General features: G+C 73.2%; 13 protein-coding genes and 2 pseudogenes. 10 read left to right on the top strand and 5 right to left on the bottom strand.

Annotated features, from left to right (window positions below; genetic code table 11):
- Positions 1 to 182 (bottom strand): FAD-binding protein (locus tag EAO77_RS06260; protein ID WP_410088283.1); only part of this gene is annotated, 182 nt, incomplete at its 3' end.
- Positions 183 to 255: 73 nt separating this feature from the next.
- Between EAO77_RS06260 and EAO77_RS06265 the strand changes: the two are divergent.
- A pseudogene (locus EAO77_RS06265) lies at positions 256 to 1,659 on the top strand (FAD-binding oxidoreductase); the annotation flags it as partial.
- 75 nt (positions 1,660 to 1,734) lie between these two features.
- On the opposite strand, the gene EAO77_RS06270 reads toward EAO77_RS06265, so the two are convergent.
- Positions 1,735 to 2,475 carry a phosphatase PAP2 family protein gene (locus tag EAO77_RS06270; protein WP_147987084.1) on the bottom strand — a complete coding sequence of 247 codons (741 nt, stop codon included), beginning with the start codon at positions 2,473 to 2,475 and terminating at the stop codon, positions 1,735 to 1,737.
- Positions 2,476 to 2,732: 257 nt separating this feature from the next.
- Entirely contained in the window at positions 2,733 to 3,746 is a 1,014-nt protein-coding gene (locus EAO77_RS06275; protein ID WP_187283133.1) for an NlpC/P60 family protein, read from the bottom strand.
- Between the two features lie 254 nt (positions 3,747 to 4,000).
- Here EAO77_RS06275 and EAO77_RS06280 point away from each other — a divergent pair, with 254 nt between their 5' ends.
- From EAO77_RS06280 to EAO77_RS06305, 6 genes are all read left to right on the top strand, one after another.
- Complete coding sequence (locus EAO77_RS06280) at positions 4,001 to 4,273, top strand: response regulator transcription factor (protein WP_147987085.1); 273 nt, start codon at positions 4,001 to 4,003, stop codon at positions 4,271 to 4,273.
- A 259-nt stretch (positions 4,274 to 4,532) separates the two neighbouring features.
- Complete coding sequence (locus EAO77_RS06285) at positions 4,533 to 4,883, top strand: hypothetical protein (RefSeq protein WP_147987086.1); 351 nt, start codon at positions 4,533 to 4,535, stop codon at positions 4,881 to 4,883.
- A 7-nt stretch (positions 4,884 to 4,890) separates the two neighbouring features.
- Complete coding sequence (locus tag EAO77_RS06290) at positions 4,891 to 5,532, top strand: DUF5819 family protein (protein WP_147987087.1); 642 nt, start codon at positions 4,891 to 4,893, stop codon at positions 5,530 to 5,532.
- Positions 5,529 to 6,563 (top strand): HTTM domain-containing protein, encoded by a 1,035-nt coding sequence (locus tag EAO77_RS06295; RefSeq protein ID WP_147987088.1) that lies wholly within the window; start codon positions 5,529 to 5,531, stop codon positions 6,561 to 6,563. The genes EAO77_RS06290 and EAO77_RS06295 overlap by 4 nt, the downstream gene beginning before the upstream one ends.
- A gap of 37 nt (positions 6,564 to 6,600) precedes the next feature.
- Positions 6,601 to 7,464 carry a serine hydrolase domain-containing protein gene (locus tag EAO77_RS06300; protein WP_147987089.1) on the top strand — a complete coding sequence of 288 codons (864 nt, stop codon included), beginning with the start codon at positions 6,601 to 6,603 and terminating at the stop codon, positions 7,462 to 7,464.
- A gap of 221 nt (positions 7,465 to 7,685) precedes the next feature.
- Positions 7,686 to 9,101: a phytoene desaturase family protein gene (locus tag EAO77_RS06305; RefSeq protein WP_147987090.1), complete on the top strand. Its 1,416-nt coding sequence runs from the start codon at positions 7,686 to 7,688 to the stop codon at positions 9,099 to 9,101.
- Here the strand turns inward: EAO77_RS06305 and EAO77_RS06310 are convergent.
- Positions 9,077 to 9,366 (bottom strand): annotated as a pseudogene (locus EAO77_RS06310) (SAM-dependent methyltransferase); the annotation flags it as partial. The gene EAO77_RS06305 and the pseudogene EAO77_RS06310 sit on opposite strands and share 25 nt — an antisense overlap.
- 313 nt (positions 9,367 to 9,679) lie before the next feature.
- On the opposite strand from EAO77_RS06310, the gene EAO77_RS06315 reads away from it, so the two are divergent.
- Positions 9,680 to 9,886 (top strand): hypothetical protein, encoded by a 207-nt coding sequence (locus EAO77_RS06315; protein ID WP_147987091.1) that lies wholly within the window; start codon positions 9,680 to 9,682, stop codon positions 9,884 to 9,886.
- A gap of 142 nt (positions 9,887 to 10,028) precedes the next feature.
- Entirely contained in the window at positions 10,029 to 10,832 is an 804-nt protein-coding gene (locus tag EAO77_RS06320) for a thioesterase family protein (RefSeq protein WP_147987092.1), read from the top strand.
- A 271-nt stretch (positions 10,833 to 11,103) separates the two neighbouring features.
- Here EAO77_RS06320 and EAO77_RS06325 read toward each other — a convergent pair whose 3' ends face one another.
- A complete protein-coding gene (locus EAO77_RS06325) occupies positions 11,104 to 13,194 on the bottom strand; it encodes a pectinesterase family protein (protein WP_410088285.1) in 2,091 nt (696 codons plus the stop codon).
- A 400-nt stretch (positions 13,195 to 13,594) separates the two neighbouring features.
- Between EAO77_RS06325 and EAO77_RS06330 the strand changes: the two genes are divergently transcribed.
- Positions 13,595 to 13,903: a hypothetical protein gene (locus EAO77_RS06330; RefSeq protein ID WP_147987093.1), complete on the top strand. Its 309-nt coding sequence runs from the start codon at positions 13,595 to 13,597 to the stop codon at positions 13,901 to 13,903.
- Positions 13,904 to 13,909: the final 6 nt, after the last annotated feature.

The raw sequence follows: 13,909 nt of genomic DNA on the forward strand, positions 1-13,909 counted from the left end.
CGGTACACGCCGGAGAGTTTCGCCCCCGCGCCGATCGTGCCGTCGGCGCGCACCTCGTCGAGCGAGGACACGTCGACGACGAGCCGCCCGGTCCCCGACGACCAGCCGCCGTAGGAGTGGCCGCCGTTGCGGACCGCCACGGGGACGGAGCGGGCCCGCGCGTACGCCAGGCACTCCCGCACGTCGTCCTCGCCCGCGACGTAGGCGACGGCCGCGGGCCTCAGGCCGTCGAAGCGGGTGTTGTAGAGCTGCCGGGCCCTCGCCCGGGGACTGGACGGCCTGCTGGTCCTGCCCGGCGACGCCGACTGGGCGAGCGCCCGGCAGCTCTACAACACCCGCTTCGACGGCCTGAGGCCCGCGGCCGTCGCCTACGTCGCGGGCGAGGACGACGTGCGGGAGTGCCTGGCGTACGCGCGGGCCCGCTCCGTCCCCGTGGCGGTCCGCAACGGCGGCCACTCCTACGGCGGCTGGTCGTCGGGGACCGGGCGGCTCGTCGTCGACGTGTCCTCGCTCGACGAGGTGCGCGCCGACGGCACGATCGGCGCGGGGGCGAAACTCTCCGGCGTGTACCGCGGGCTGGCCCGCACCGGACGCACGGTGCCCGGCGGTTCCTGTCCGACGGTCGGCATCTCCGGGCTCGCCCTCGGCGGCGGCCACGGGGTGGTCTCCCGTGCCTACGGCCTGACCTGCGACAGCATGACGGAGGCCACGGTCGTCACCGCCGACGGCGCGATCAGGACCGCGGGCGCCGACGGCGACCGGGACCTGCACTGGGCCCTGCGCGGCGGCGGCACCGCCGGCTTCGGGGTGGTCACCCGCTTCCGGTTCCGCACCCACCCGGCGCCGCCCACCGTGGCCGCCTACCTGAACTGGCCCTGGTCGAAGGCCGAGGCGGTCCTGACGGCCTGGCAGCGGTGGGGGCCCGCGCAGCCGGACGAGATCTGGTCGTCGGCGACGGTGAACGCGGGACCCGGCGGCGTCCCCCCGACGCTCTCGGTCATGGCCCTCACGCTCGGCGACGAGGCCGGTCTGCGCAACGCGGTCGACCGGCTCGCGGACGCGGCGGGCTCCTCGGCGGCGTCCGTCGCCCTGCGACCCCGTCCGTACCTCGACGCCATGCTCGCCGCCGCCGGGTGCCTCGGGCTCGACGAGGAGCAGTGCCGGCTGCCCGGTGGCACACCGGGGCGCGGGCCCGAGGGCACGCTCCCGCGCGAGACCTACGCGTCCGCCTCCGACTTCTTCGACCGGGACCTGACGGGTGGTGGGGTGCGGGCCCTGATCGCGGCGGCCGAGGCGTTCACCCGCATCCCGGCCGCCCGGGGCGCGGCCGACGGCAGCGTGCTGCTGACCGCGCTCGGCGGCGCGGTGAACCGGGTCGACCGGCTGGCGACGTCGTTCGTCCACCGCCGCTCACGGATCCTGGCCCAGTACATCGGCGCGTGGCGGCCCGGCACCCGGGGGACCGACGCCCTGTCATGGCTCGCGGACACCCGCGCCGCGATGCGGCGCCACGCCTCGGGCGCCGCGTACCAGAACTACGCCGACCCGCAGCTGACGAACTGGCGCGAGGCGTACTACGGCCCGGCGGCCGACCGTCTCACCCGCCTCAGGCACCGCTACGACCCCGACGGGCTCTTCGACCACCCCCAGGCCCTCTGACCGTCCCCGCGGAGGGCTGCGGGCCGGGGCCGGAGGTCCTCGGCGCCGGTGGGCGCGCCGCCGCCCTCCGGGCGGCTACGCCGCCAATCCGTTGGCGCCCGGGCCGGTGTCCTCGGTGCGGGGCTCGGGGATGTCCAGCGGCTCGACCAGGCGGGCGCTGCCCGCGCGGCGCGAGCGCACCAGCCGCCCCAGCACCCGGGACCCGGCGACGGCGGACACCAGCGGAGTGAGCAGCGCCAGCGCGACCGGGGCGAGCAGCAGGGCCACGGCGGTGCCGAGGGCGAACCCGCCGATGACGTCGGTCGGATAGTGGACGCCCATGTAGACGCGGCAGAAGCCCTCGGCGAAGGCGAGCCCGAGCGCGGCCGTCCCGAAGCGGCGGTGGGCGACGAAGAGCGCGGCGGCGACCGCCATGGCCATCGTCGAGTGGTCGCTGACGAAGGAGAAGTCGGTCTTCCCCTCGACCAGGACCTCCAGGCCCTCGTGGTCGTTGAAGGGCCGGGGCCGTTCCACGAAGCCGCGGATGGGGATGTTGATCAGCAGGGCGATCCCCGCGGCCAGCGGCGCCCAGACGAGCCCGGCCACCGCGACCACCGAATCCTCCGCGGTGCCGCGACGGCGGACGCTCCACCAGCACCAGAGCGCCACCAGGACCAGCCCCAGCATGATCCCGTACTCGCCGACGAACTCCATGGTCCGGTCGAACCAGCCGGGGGCGTCCTTCGCCAGACCGTTGATGTCGTAGAGCAGGCTGACGTCGGGATTCATCGAATCCCTCGACTCCGTCAGGGGGAACCCGATTGCGAGTCCAGCCATCTGCCGCGGCCCCTTGCCTTGTTGCCTGCCGGCGCGCGTCCTGCGCGCCGTTCTCCCAACCCCCGTGGTCGGTCGGGTGTGTGCTGCATGGTCAGTGCGGCGGCCTCCCTGACCAGGGAACGACATGGACCCCGGCCTCGTTCCACCCTCCACCGAACGATCACCATGACGTTATCGAAGAGTGACACGTCATCGCAGCTCAGAGCCCTGCGGTAAAGGGCACTTTCCAGCCACCCGGCCGGTGGACCGGGGTGCGGTCAGGCCGCCGGGAGCGCCGTCGGCAGGGCCGCGGCGCCGTCCTTGGTGACCCTGGTGGCGCCGAAGTAGTCGGGGGTGTCGATCTTGTCGAAGCGGATCACCGCGCCGGTGTACGGGGCGTTGATCATGTATCCGCCGCCGACGTAGAGACCGACATGGCGGATCGCCCGCGAGTTGGTCAGATCGTCGGAGAAGAACACCAGGTCCCCCGGCATCAGTTCGTCGCGCGAGGGGTGCGGACCGGCGTTGTACTGGTCGTTGGCGACCCGCGGCAGTTCGATGCCCACCGTGCGGTACGCGGCCTGGGTGAGGCCGGAGCAGTCGAACCGCCCGCCCTGCTCGGGCGTCCCGTTGCCGCCCCACAGGTACTTGGTGCCGAGCTTCTGCTGCGCGAAGTAGATGGCGCCGGCCGCCTGCCGCGAGGGCTCGACGCGTCCGACCGGCCGCGCGAAGCTCTTCTCCAGCGTGCGGATGACCTTCACGTAGTTCTGCGTCTCGCGGTACGGCGGGACGCCGCCGTACTTGATGACGGCATAGGCGCCGGCGTTGTACGCGGCGAGCATGTTGTCGGTCGGGTCCCCCGGCGCCTTGCGAACATATCCGGCCAGTTCGCAGTCGTACGAAGCCGCCGAGGGAATCGCGTCGGCCGGGTCCCAGACGTCACGGTCGCCGTCCTTGTCGCCGTCGATGCCGTGCGTCGCCCAGGTGCCAGGGATGAACTGGGCGATGCCCTGCGCGGCGGCGGGACTCTGCGCCCGCGGGTTCCAGCCGCTCTCCTGGTAGAGCTGGGCGGCGAGCAGGGCGGGGTTGATCGCGGGGCAGAGGTTGCCCCACGTCTGCACCAGCGACTGGTAGCGCGCCGGGACGGCCCCCTTCGCCAGGCCCACCGCCCCGCCCTTGGCGTCGCCGCCGAAGATGCCGGCCGCGGCCGAGTAGGTGCCGACGACGAGCAGGGCGACGAAGAGCAGGGCACCGCCGAGTGACACCCCGGCGACCAGCCACGCCTTACGCACCGTCAACCACCCTTCGCCGCACGGTAGTAGCCCGACCCGGAAGTCAGTGTAGGAGGCGAAGGGCCCCGCGAGGAGGACGACGGCCCCCCGAGTTCGGACCCGTACCGAAGGGTAAGCTCCAGGCCAAGTCGGGCCGGGCGGGCCGCGATGCCGGCATCTGACCACTGCCGGCCGCAGAGCGGCCCCACCCCCGTCCCGCCCTGCCGTACCGCCACGTCGGTCCGAGGCAGGCAGAGATACAGGGGGAGTACACGATGACAGCGGCGCACGACGCCCATCCGTTTCCCGTGTCGGTGGACGCCGGGAAACTCGACCTGCTGACCGGCCGGGAGCGCGAAGTACTGCGCCATCTGGCCCGGGGCAGGACCAATCGCGTGCTCGCCGGGCAGCTCGGGATCGCCGAGCGGACCCTGCGGGCGCACATCACCAGCATCGTCAGAAAGCTGGACGTCGGGTCCAGATTCGAGGCGAGCCTGGTCGCGGTCCAGCATCACGACACCTTGGCCGAGGACGCCATCGCCTCCTGAGGCGATGCCGCATCAGGCGTCGCCGCATGAGGCGACGCCTCATCGGGTCATGCCTCATCAGGTCATGCCTCATCGGGCGACGCCGCATCAGGCGATGCCTCTAGAGGCAATGGAGAGCCCCGCCCGCGGAAGGCAGGCTCGAAGCCGCAGCCCGCACCAGGCACCACCCCACGCGGTACGGCGTGGGGTGGCGGGCAGGGCTGTGCCCGTAACCGGGCGGTCCGTCCACGGACCACCCGATCCAAGGTGAGGAATACCTGTGAACATCAAGAAGATCGCCACCGCCGCCGGCGTCGCCACCGCCGGGGTCGCCCTCTTCGTCGCCACCCAGGGCAGCGCCCAGGCCGCGCCGGCGCAGCCGGCCGCCCCGGTCGCCGCCGTCGAGGGCGCGCAGCCCGCGCCGCAGGCCCTGGGCTCGCTGCTGGGCAAGGCGGCCAAGTCGGTCGGCAAGGCCGCCACCAAGGGCGCGCACAAGGCGACGGCCGTCGGCAAGGGCATGGCCGTCGTCGCCAAGAGCAACGCCGACAACATGCTGAGCCACGGCAGCATCTTCGCCTCGCCGGCCGAGCTGCCGGCGGGCGTCCCGGCCGACACGGTCTTCGACCGCTGATCACCACGTGACGACGACACATCGCACCACCAGGAGGGCGGCGCTGCTCATCGGCGGCGCCCTCCTGGGCGTTCACATGACCCTGGCCGCCCTGTCCCAGGCACCGCTCAGCCCGGCGAAGCTGGTGTACGGGGACCGGGTGGCGGCGTACCTGGACCCGTACTTCTCGCAGAACTGGCAGCTCTTCGCCCCCACCCCCATGTCGGACGACCGCGGCATCCTGGCCCGCGCGACGTGCCGCGACGGCTCCGTGTCCGCGTACTACGACGTGTCGGCCGCCGCGCTGGAGAAGGTGCAGAGCTCCCGCTTCTTCCCCTCGCGCGACGTGCGGATCGTCTCCGCCGCCCTCCAGAACGTCACCAGCAGCGAGGAGCTGCTCAGGAGGCTGCGCCAGCAGCAGACCAACGACAAGAAGCCCGTGCTGCCCCCGCTGCCGTACGAGAAGGTCACGGAGAAGGAGGCGGTGAAGACCCTCGCCCGCTACGCCTGGGACCGGATGCCGGCGGCCTGCGACGGGAGGCCCGAGAGGATCCAGGTCCGTATGTACGTGCGTGAACTCCCGCCGTGGTCCCGGCGGAACGACCCGTCCGCCGAGGACGAGGTCATGGTCAAGGACTTCGACTGGGTGAAGCGGGAGGAGCTGCGATGAAGGGCTTCCCCGCCCGCCTGGACGCCTGGACCCTCCATCCGGCCGCCGTCACCGGCGTCTCGGGCACCCGCGCACTCCTCGGCTTCGTCGGCCTCATGTACTACGTGAGCCAGTACCGGGAACGGAACTACCTCTTCGGTCCCGACGGGATCCTGCCCCACGACGAGTTCCTGGACCAGCTGACCGGATTCAGCCTCTACGCGCTCTCCGCCTCCCCCGCCTGGTCCGAGATCCTCTTCCACGCGGGGATCGCGGCAGGGCTCGCCGTCGTGCTCGGCGTCGGCGGACGCCCGGGTCTGGCCCTGCACTGGGTCCTGCTGTGGTCGGTGTACCAGCGGCAGCCGGGCCTGCTCGACGGTGGCGACAACCTCGCCTACGTCGTCATCCCGTTCCTGCTGCTGACCCGCTGCTACGACCGGTTCTCCCTGCCCACCGGCCTGGCCGGGCGCCTGCCGGGCCTGCTGCCGGGCGCGGTGCGCGCGGTCGGTGTGCCGTTCCACAACCTCGGCGTCCTCATGGTCGCCGTCCAGATCTGCCTGGTCTACGTCGTCTCCGGCCTCTACAAGGTCATGGGGCAGGAGTGGCAGGACGGCACCGCCCTCTTCTACGTGATGCGGGTGCCCGAGTTCGAACTGCCCGGCTGGTCGCACCTGGTGTACGAGAACGACGCCCTGGTCGTCCTCGGCACCTACGGGACCGTGGCCTTCCTGGTGTACTTCCCGCTCGGCGTCCTCGTCCCGGCGCTGCGCCCGTGGGCGGCCGCGACGTCCATCGCCTTCCATGTGTCCATCGCGTTCTTCATGGGCCTCACCGGCTTCGCGCTGACCATGATCGCCTGCGACCTCGTGTTCCTGTCCGGCGCGCTCGAACGCGCCGAGGCGGCCGTCCGTATCCGCATACGGGCCCGCACCGGACGGGCGCCGGACACCGGCACCCCGCCAGGCGACGGGGACCCGCAGCCCGGGTCCGGCACGCCGGCACCCGACCCGGAGTCCGCGCGGCCGGCTGCCGCGGCCGCCGGGCCCGCCTGACCTGCCCGGCCCCACCCCTCTGACAGGAGCAACCGACGTGCGGACACCGACCTGCCTTCTCGGCGGACCCGGCATCGAGGACCGTGTCGCCCACGGGCACGACCCCGACCGGTTCGTGGAGATCGGCTCGCTCAGCAAGGTCTTCACCGGCACCGTCCTGGCCGCACTGGCCGGACAGGGCGCGCTCGACCCGGACGCGCCGCTGCACGAGATCCTCCCGGAGGTGCCCCGCACGAGCGCGATCACCCCGCGCCGGCTCGCCGAGCACACCTCGGGCCTGCCCCGGCTGCTCCCGGTGCCCACCGGCCCGCCCGACGACCCGTACGCGGACTTCACCGAGACCGCCCTGCGGGACGCGCTGCGGGACCTCGAGGCGCTGCGCCGCTCACCGGCCGGCGAGGAGGAGGAGTACTCGAACCTCGGCTACGCCGTCCTGGGTCTCGCCCTCACCACCGCCACGGGACGCACCTACCAGGAGCTGGTGGACGCACACGTCCTGCGGCCCCTGGATCTGGCGGCCGGCGCGGTCACCGCACGGCCGCCCGGGGACCTGCGCCTCGTCCCCCGGACGCTGCTGGGGCGGCCCCGCCCTCTGTGGAACCTGACGGGAGCGATCCTGCCGTCCGGCGGCCTGTGGGCGACGCCCAGGACCATGGCCCGGGTGCTCGTCGGCCTCCTCGTCGAGCGCCGGCTGGGCGCCCCGGCACCCACCTGGCGCCGCGCCGGCCCGACGCTCTGGCACAACGGCGCCACCCGTGACGCCTCCGTGGTGGCGGCCGCGCACGACGACGGCAGGTGGCTGCTGCTGCACCGTTTCGGCGACCCGGCGAAGACCGACCGCCTCGCCGTCGCGACGCTCACCGCCGCGCCCGCTCCCGCGCCGCGCCCCGACATCCGCTGACCCGGTCACGGCGCGGCGCGGGCCGGGCGAGGCGGGGGCCGGGCAAGGCGGGGGTACGGCGCGGCAGAGCAGGAGCGCGACCGGGCAGGGGCGCGCCCCGGCGGGCTGGACGGGCCGGCGCGGCAGAACAGGCCGGCCGGCTGAACGCGCCGGGACGCCAGAACCCCCGATACGGCCGAACGGCACCGCCCGACAAGGGCACGATCTCCCGGAGGAGTGGCATGACGGACGCCGTCGTCGTCGGCTCGGGGCCGAACGGCCTCGCCGCCGCGCTCACGCTCGCGCGCGCGGGCCTCGCCGTCGAGGTGTTCGAGGCGCACGGGAGCATCGGCGGAGGGCTGCGTACGGAGCCGCTCTTCGACTCGGACGTGGTGCACGACATCTGCGCGGCCGTCCACCCGATGGCGCCCGTCTCCCCCTTCCTGCGCTCGCTCGCGCTGGAGGAGCACGGCGTCCGCCTGCTGCACTCCCCCGCCGCGTACGCCCACCCCCTGAAGGGGAGACCGGCCGCCGTGGCCTGGCGGGACCTCGACGCCACCTGCGCGGACCTCGGCTCCGACGGGCCGCGCTGGCGGCGGCTGATGGAACCGCTGATCGCCCGCTCCCGGCCGGTGGTCGAGCTGATGCTGTCCGACCAGCGCGGCGTGCCGCCGCTCGGCGCCCTCACCGCACTGGCGCCCCGCGTCCCCGTCCACGCCCTGCGCCTGGGCGGCACCCTGCGCACCGAGCCCGCCCGGGCACTGCTGGCCGGGGTCGCCGCGCACGGCGTCGGCCGGCTCCCCTCCCCCACCACGGCCGCGGTCGCCCTGCTGCTGGGACACCTCGCCCACAGCACGGGCTGGCCGGTCCCGCAGGGCGGTTCGGGTACGCTCGCGGCGGCCATGGCCGCGCAGCTGGAGCGCCTGGGGGGCCGGATCCACACCGGCGTCCGCGTGAACAGCCTGCACGAGCTGCCGGCCGGACGGCGCATCACCATGCTGGACGTCTCACCGCGGGAACTGGCCCGGATCGCCCCGCTGCCCGCCGGCTACCGCCGCCGGCTGGCCCGCTACCGCTACGGCCCGGGGGCGGCCAAGGCCGACTTCCTCGTCGAGGGGACCATCCCCTGGACGGACCCCCGCCTCGCGCAGGCCGCGACCGTGCACCTGGGGGGCGCGCACGGCCTGCCGGAGGAACTGCGGCACGCCGAGACCGCCACCGCGCGGGGACGCCGGGTCGCGCGGCCGTACATCATCCTGGTCGACCCGGCTGCCGCCGATCCGTCCCGGGCCGTGGGCGGCAGACGCCCCGTCTGGGCCTACGCGCACGTCCCGCACGGCGATCCGCGCAATCCGCTCACGATGATCCGGTCCGCCGTCGAGGCCCACGCGCCCGGCTTCACCGACACGATCGTCGCCGAACGCGGCCTCTCGGCCGCCGAGCTGGGCGTGTACAACCCCAACTACGTGGGCGGGGACATCGGTTGCGGGGCGCTGAGCCTTCGCCAGGTCCTCGCCCGGCCGGTGGCCGGGTGGAACCCGTACCGGACACCGCTGCCGGGCACCTGGCTGTGCTCGTCGGCCACCCCGCCGGGTCCGTCGGTCCACGGCATGTGCGGCCACCACGCGGCGACGGCGGCCCTGCGGGCCGCCGGGTGACGCGGGCGGGACGGCCGCAGGCCCGTGCCGACGCCGAGGAACCGCCGGATCCCGGCGTCGGCGGCGAGGTGGCGGGCCGCCCGGCCGAGGAAGCGCCGGCCGGCAAGGGCGTGGTCGCCGATTCCCGGGTGCAGCGCACGGATCCGGTCACCTGCCTCCTGGTCGACGGCGTAGTCGTCCTTGCCGCCGGTCCAGTAGATCCGGATGCGCGCGGTGGGGGCCGGGTGGTGTCGACGCGGGCCTGTGTCGCCGCGTCGTCGGTCACAGCGGTGACTCTGGCCGACCGGCCCCACTGCGCAGGGTGGTTGTCGGGGACCCCGCGGCGGCGCCCCGCTCACCCCCGGCCGCGGACCGGTGACGTTGAGCGACCGTGAGGATGACGCGAAACAGCCCCTCCCTCACCTTTGACGCCTTACAGTTCCCGTGAGTACGGCAAAGCTGCCGGTACAGGGCTCGTTGGCCACCCACCCGGTGGTCGTGGTCTGGACCAGTTGCCACTACTCTGTGTCACGCAGCCACAAGGCTGAGGCCAAAACCCCTCCGTCGACCACGGAGAGGCAAGCACCACAGGAGCACCAGTGAAGAACTCTGCGATCGTGACCGTCACCCCGGACACGACAGGCGCAGCGGACACGGCGGACGCGAGCAACGCGCGGACCGGGGGCACCGGCGCCGGCCGTCAGGGCCGCCGCGGCGACGCGGGCGGCACCGTCGCCACGGTGACGTTCATCGCCCTGCTGGCCGTCGCCCTCGGCCTCCTCGGCTACATGGTGTTCGGCCGCTGACATCGGCACGGCACCGCCGCGGAAGGGGTGCGGGATCCCGAACGGGACCCCGCACCCCTTCTCCGTGCCGTCCCGCCCCCTGGATCCCTCCGTTACCCGCAGGTAGCGTGCGTCCTGCACCTATCGCGGGAGGCGGACGGCCATGACGGCAGCGACACCGGAGTCCGAGGCGTTCTTCGAGCGCCTCAGCGAGCACCGCTTCGCCGCCACGGAGCACACCCGCGGCCCCTGGGACGCGGCGTCCCAGCACGCCGGCCCGCCCGCCGCCCTGCTCGGCCGCGCCCTGGAGGAACGCCCCGGCGGCCGCACCGACATGCGCGTCGCCCGCGTCACGTACGAGATCCTGCGCCCCGTCCCGATCGCGCCGCTGGAGATCACCACCTCCGTCCTGCGCTCCGGCAGGAGCACCGAGGTCGTCGAGGCCGTCCTCACCCCGGAAGGCGGCACGCCCGTCATGCACGCCCGGGCCCTGCGCATCCGCGCCACCGAGGAGCCCGGCCCCGCGGTCGCCCAGGGACCGCTGCTCCCCGCCCCGTCCGAGACCTCCGCAACCCCCTTCTTCGGCGTCCCGTGGGACATCGGCTACCACACGTCGATGGAGACCCGGTTCGCCGCGGGCGCCTGGCGGGAGCAGGGCCCGGGCACCTGCTGGATGCGGATGCGGATCCCGCTGATCGCGGGGGACGTGCCCCGTGCCCTCGACCGTGTCCTGGTCGCCGCCGACTCCGGCAACGGCATCAGCAACGTCCTCGACTTCCGCAGCCACGTCTTCATCAACCCGGACCTGACCGTCCACCTTCACCGCCACCCGCTCGGCGAATGGGTGTGCGTGGACGCGCGGACGAGCGTCGACGAGGCCGGCATCGGCCTCGCGGACGCCCGGCTCCACGACGAGAAGGGGCCCATCGGCCGCAGCGCCCAGAGTCTCTTCATCGCCCCGCGCTGAGTCCGGCGGCGGGTACCGCGCCGGACGAGGCGGCGCGCACGGTCCGACACGCAGGGACGGGCATGGACGGGACGAGCACCCCTGCCCGGGGCCCGTCCCGTCCCTGCCTGCTCGCGGGGCCCTTGCCCGGCCTGCCCCGACGCGGAGGCCAGAGTCCTCCGCGCCCGCGCCGGCGGTCTCCCGCCGGGGGGCACACCCGTCTGTCGCCACCGCACGGGAAAAGGTTGCCGCGCTTCCTCCGCCGGTCTCCCCGGGGCCGGCCGGCCGCCGTTCAGCCCGCGGCCGGGTCCCAGCCGCCCAGCCAGTCGGCGATCTCCTGCCCCGCCGCCTGCGCGTCGCTCAGGTGCGGCCGTTCCGGACCTGCCGCACCGGCGCCGGCGCCGGAGTTGCGGTACTCGGCGAACCGGTCGTCCTTCCACGAGAAACCACTCATGTCCGTCCACGGCGCGGCCTTCACCGCCGCCCCCAGGCTGGAGTCGCGCACGGTCGTCTGCGGATCCAGCGACGCGTCGCCGCCCGCGTGCCACGGCCGCCCCAGGTGGAAGCTGCCGGCGGACACGTCACCGGTGATCGTCGACCGGCTGATCAGGAACCCCTTGCGGTGCGCCGGGGTGCTGGGCGCGGTCACGTATCCCGCCGAGGTGCCGTTCCACCGCTTCTTCAGCGTGATGACGGACCGGTCGATCACCGCCGACGCCCGGCCGAAGATGAAGTCGACGTTGCCGACCACATAGGAGTCGGTGACGTGGACGCGGCTCAGCGCGTCCTTGGACGGACTGTCCAGCAACAGGGTGTCCTGATCGCCCTCGACGATGACGCCGTCCAGCGACACCCGGTCGGCCGCCGTGCGCAGCGCCACCGCCTGGTGTCCGGAGAGGTGCTGGTTGGCCGCCTCGTCGAAGTCGTTGGCGACGGTGAGGTTCCGGGCCCTGAAGTCGCTCGCCTCCACGGCCACGGTCGCGCTGCCGCTGGTGCCGTACGTCCCCGAGCCGTCGGGCTTCGGCGTGCCCGCGGCGTTCCCGTGGACGATCACGGTGTCCTTGCGGCTGCCGCCGGTGCCCCGGATCGTCACGTACGGCTTGTTCGACGGCACCTTGACCGTCTCCCGGTACACGCCCGGCCGTACGTCGATCACCACCCGCGAGCTGTTGCCCGCGGGGACGGCGTCGACCGCCTTCTGGACGGAGGTGTACTGCCCGGTGCCGTCCTTGGCGACCGTGAGCGTGGTCGCGGCCGCCCCCTCGGTGCCGGCCGTCGCCGCCGTCCCGAGCGTGGAACGCGGCCCGGACCCGGCCTTGAGCAGGGCGGGGACGTCGGCCGTCGCGTCGAGCGTGTAGGGGTAGTACGCCCGCGCGTCGAAGGCGGTGCCCCCGCTCTCGTTGCGTCCGCTGGTGCCGGGGAACACGTTGCCGCGCTGCACCACGGAGGCCGTGGCGTCCTTGGTGACCGGGTTCCTCAGCCCCTCGAACCAGCTGTTCTCCAGCAGCATCCGGGTGGCACCGCGGGAGTAGTTGCCGTACGAGGTGGTGATCGCGGTCCCCGGCACGTCCTGGAGGTAGTTGTTGTAGAGGTGGGCGCGGGCCACGTTGTCCGTGGACGGGTTGCGCTGCTCGCTCTCCCGGATCCAGTTGTGGTGGATCGTCAGTTCGGCGGTGACGTTCTCGGTCCAGCCGATGCCGAAGGTCTTGTTGTTGTTGCCCAGCCGGTTCCAGGAGACCGTGACGTAGGTGGTGTCCTTGCGGCTGTCGATCAGGCCGTCGGCCATGTTGCGCAGGTCGTTGTGGTCGATCCACACATGGTGCGCCCCGTCCATCTGGATGGCGTCCCAGTCGTGGTCCTTGTCGTTCCAGACCCCTTCGTAGGAGTCACGGATCGTCAGATTCCGGATGATGACGTTGTGGACGCCCTGGCCGAGGAAGAACCCGCCGCCGACGATGTGGCCCGAGGTGCCCGAGCCGATGATCGTCTTGTCGGAGGCGACCCTGATCTCCTTGCCCTTGGGGTTCATCGTGATCGCGGCGGCCACCACGATGACGTAGGGCTCGGCGGCCGTCGCGTACTTCTCCAGGTCCGCCAGTGTCTTCACGGTGACGGTCGCGCCGCCGCGTCCGCCGTAGGTGCCGTTCTGTCCGAGCGCGTCCACCGACGCGAACCCGTCGGCGACGTCGTCGGCCCAGCCGGCGGCCGCCGGCCCGGCCGCCGCCTCCGCGGGCACCGGCTCCTGCGTCCCGGCGAAGGCCCCCGCACCGGTACCCCATGCCATGCCCAGCGCGGCGGCCAGCGCCAGCGGCACCCCGACCCGCCGCCCGACCCGCCGCCCGTGCCGCCGTCGCGTCCGCACCATGCCGTCCCTCTGACCCATGCGTCGCTTCCGATCTCCTCGTGGGGGGACCCCAGCTCTTGCCGGGGCCATGCCAAGGAGTCGCCACCACCCGCACCGAGGTTGCCGCGCGACGGGCCCCGGGCGCGGCGCCGGCAGGCGCGGCCGCCCCGGACGGGCCGTCAAATCCCCCCAAAGGTGGCACAACGACAGTCATTGCCCGGAGTCACGCTCCGTGATACACAGAGTGACGATGCTCGCACGACGACGGAATCACGCCACACCGGCCCAGGTCAGGGCCACTGGTTCGGTCATACGTGCGGAGATCGGGTAAAGAGACCCTCGAAGACGGCTTACGTGCGCGGTTTCATCAGCGAAGATAGACGGTGACCCGTGCCGTGCGGCGTGGGCGGCCAACGAACCAACAGGGGCGGTGAGTTACATGATCCTGGCAGCCGAGAAGGGCGACATCACCACCATCATCGGGGGTATCGCCCCCAATTGGGGCCCGTTCGGAAGCCTGGGCAACGAAGCTCGGGTGATGATCGAGGTCGTCATGGCGATTGCCATCCTGCTCTGCCTCGGCATCGCGATCTGGGGAGCGGCGAAGCAGCGCATCGGAGCGACGGCCCTCCGCGACACGTTCAGCGCGGAACAGGGCAAGGGCCTGATCGTCGCCGGCCTCACCGGCGTCTTCATCATCGGCTCACTGGGGACCGTGTTCACCATCGTGTACGGAATGGCCGTCTGACCACCC

It is taken from the genome of Streptomyces sp. T39 (genome assembly GCF_008042045.1).
In the GTDB taxonomy this organism is placed as follows: Bacteria; Actinomycetota; Actinomycetes; order Streptomycetales; family Streptomycetaceae; genus Streptomyces.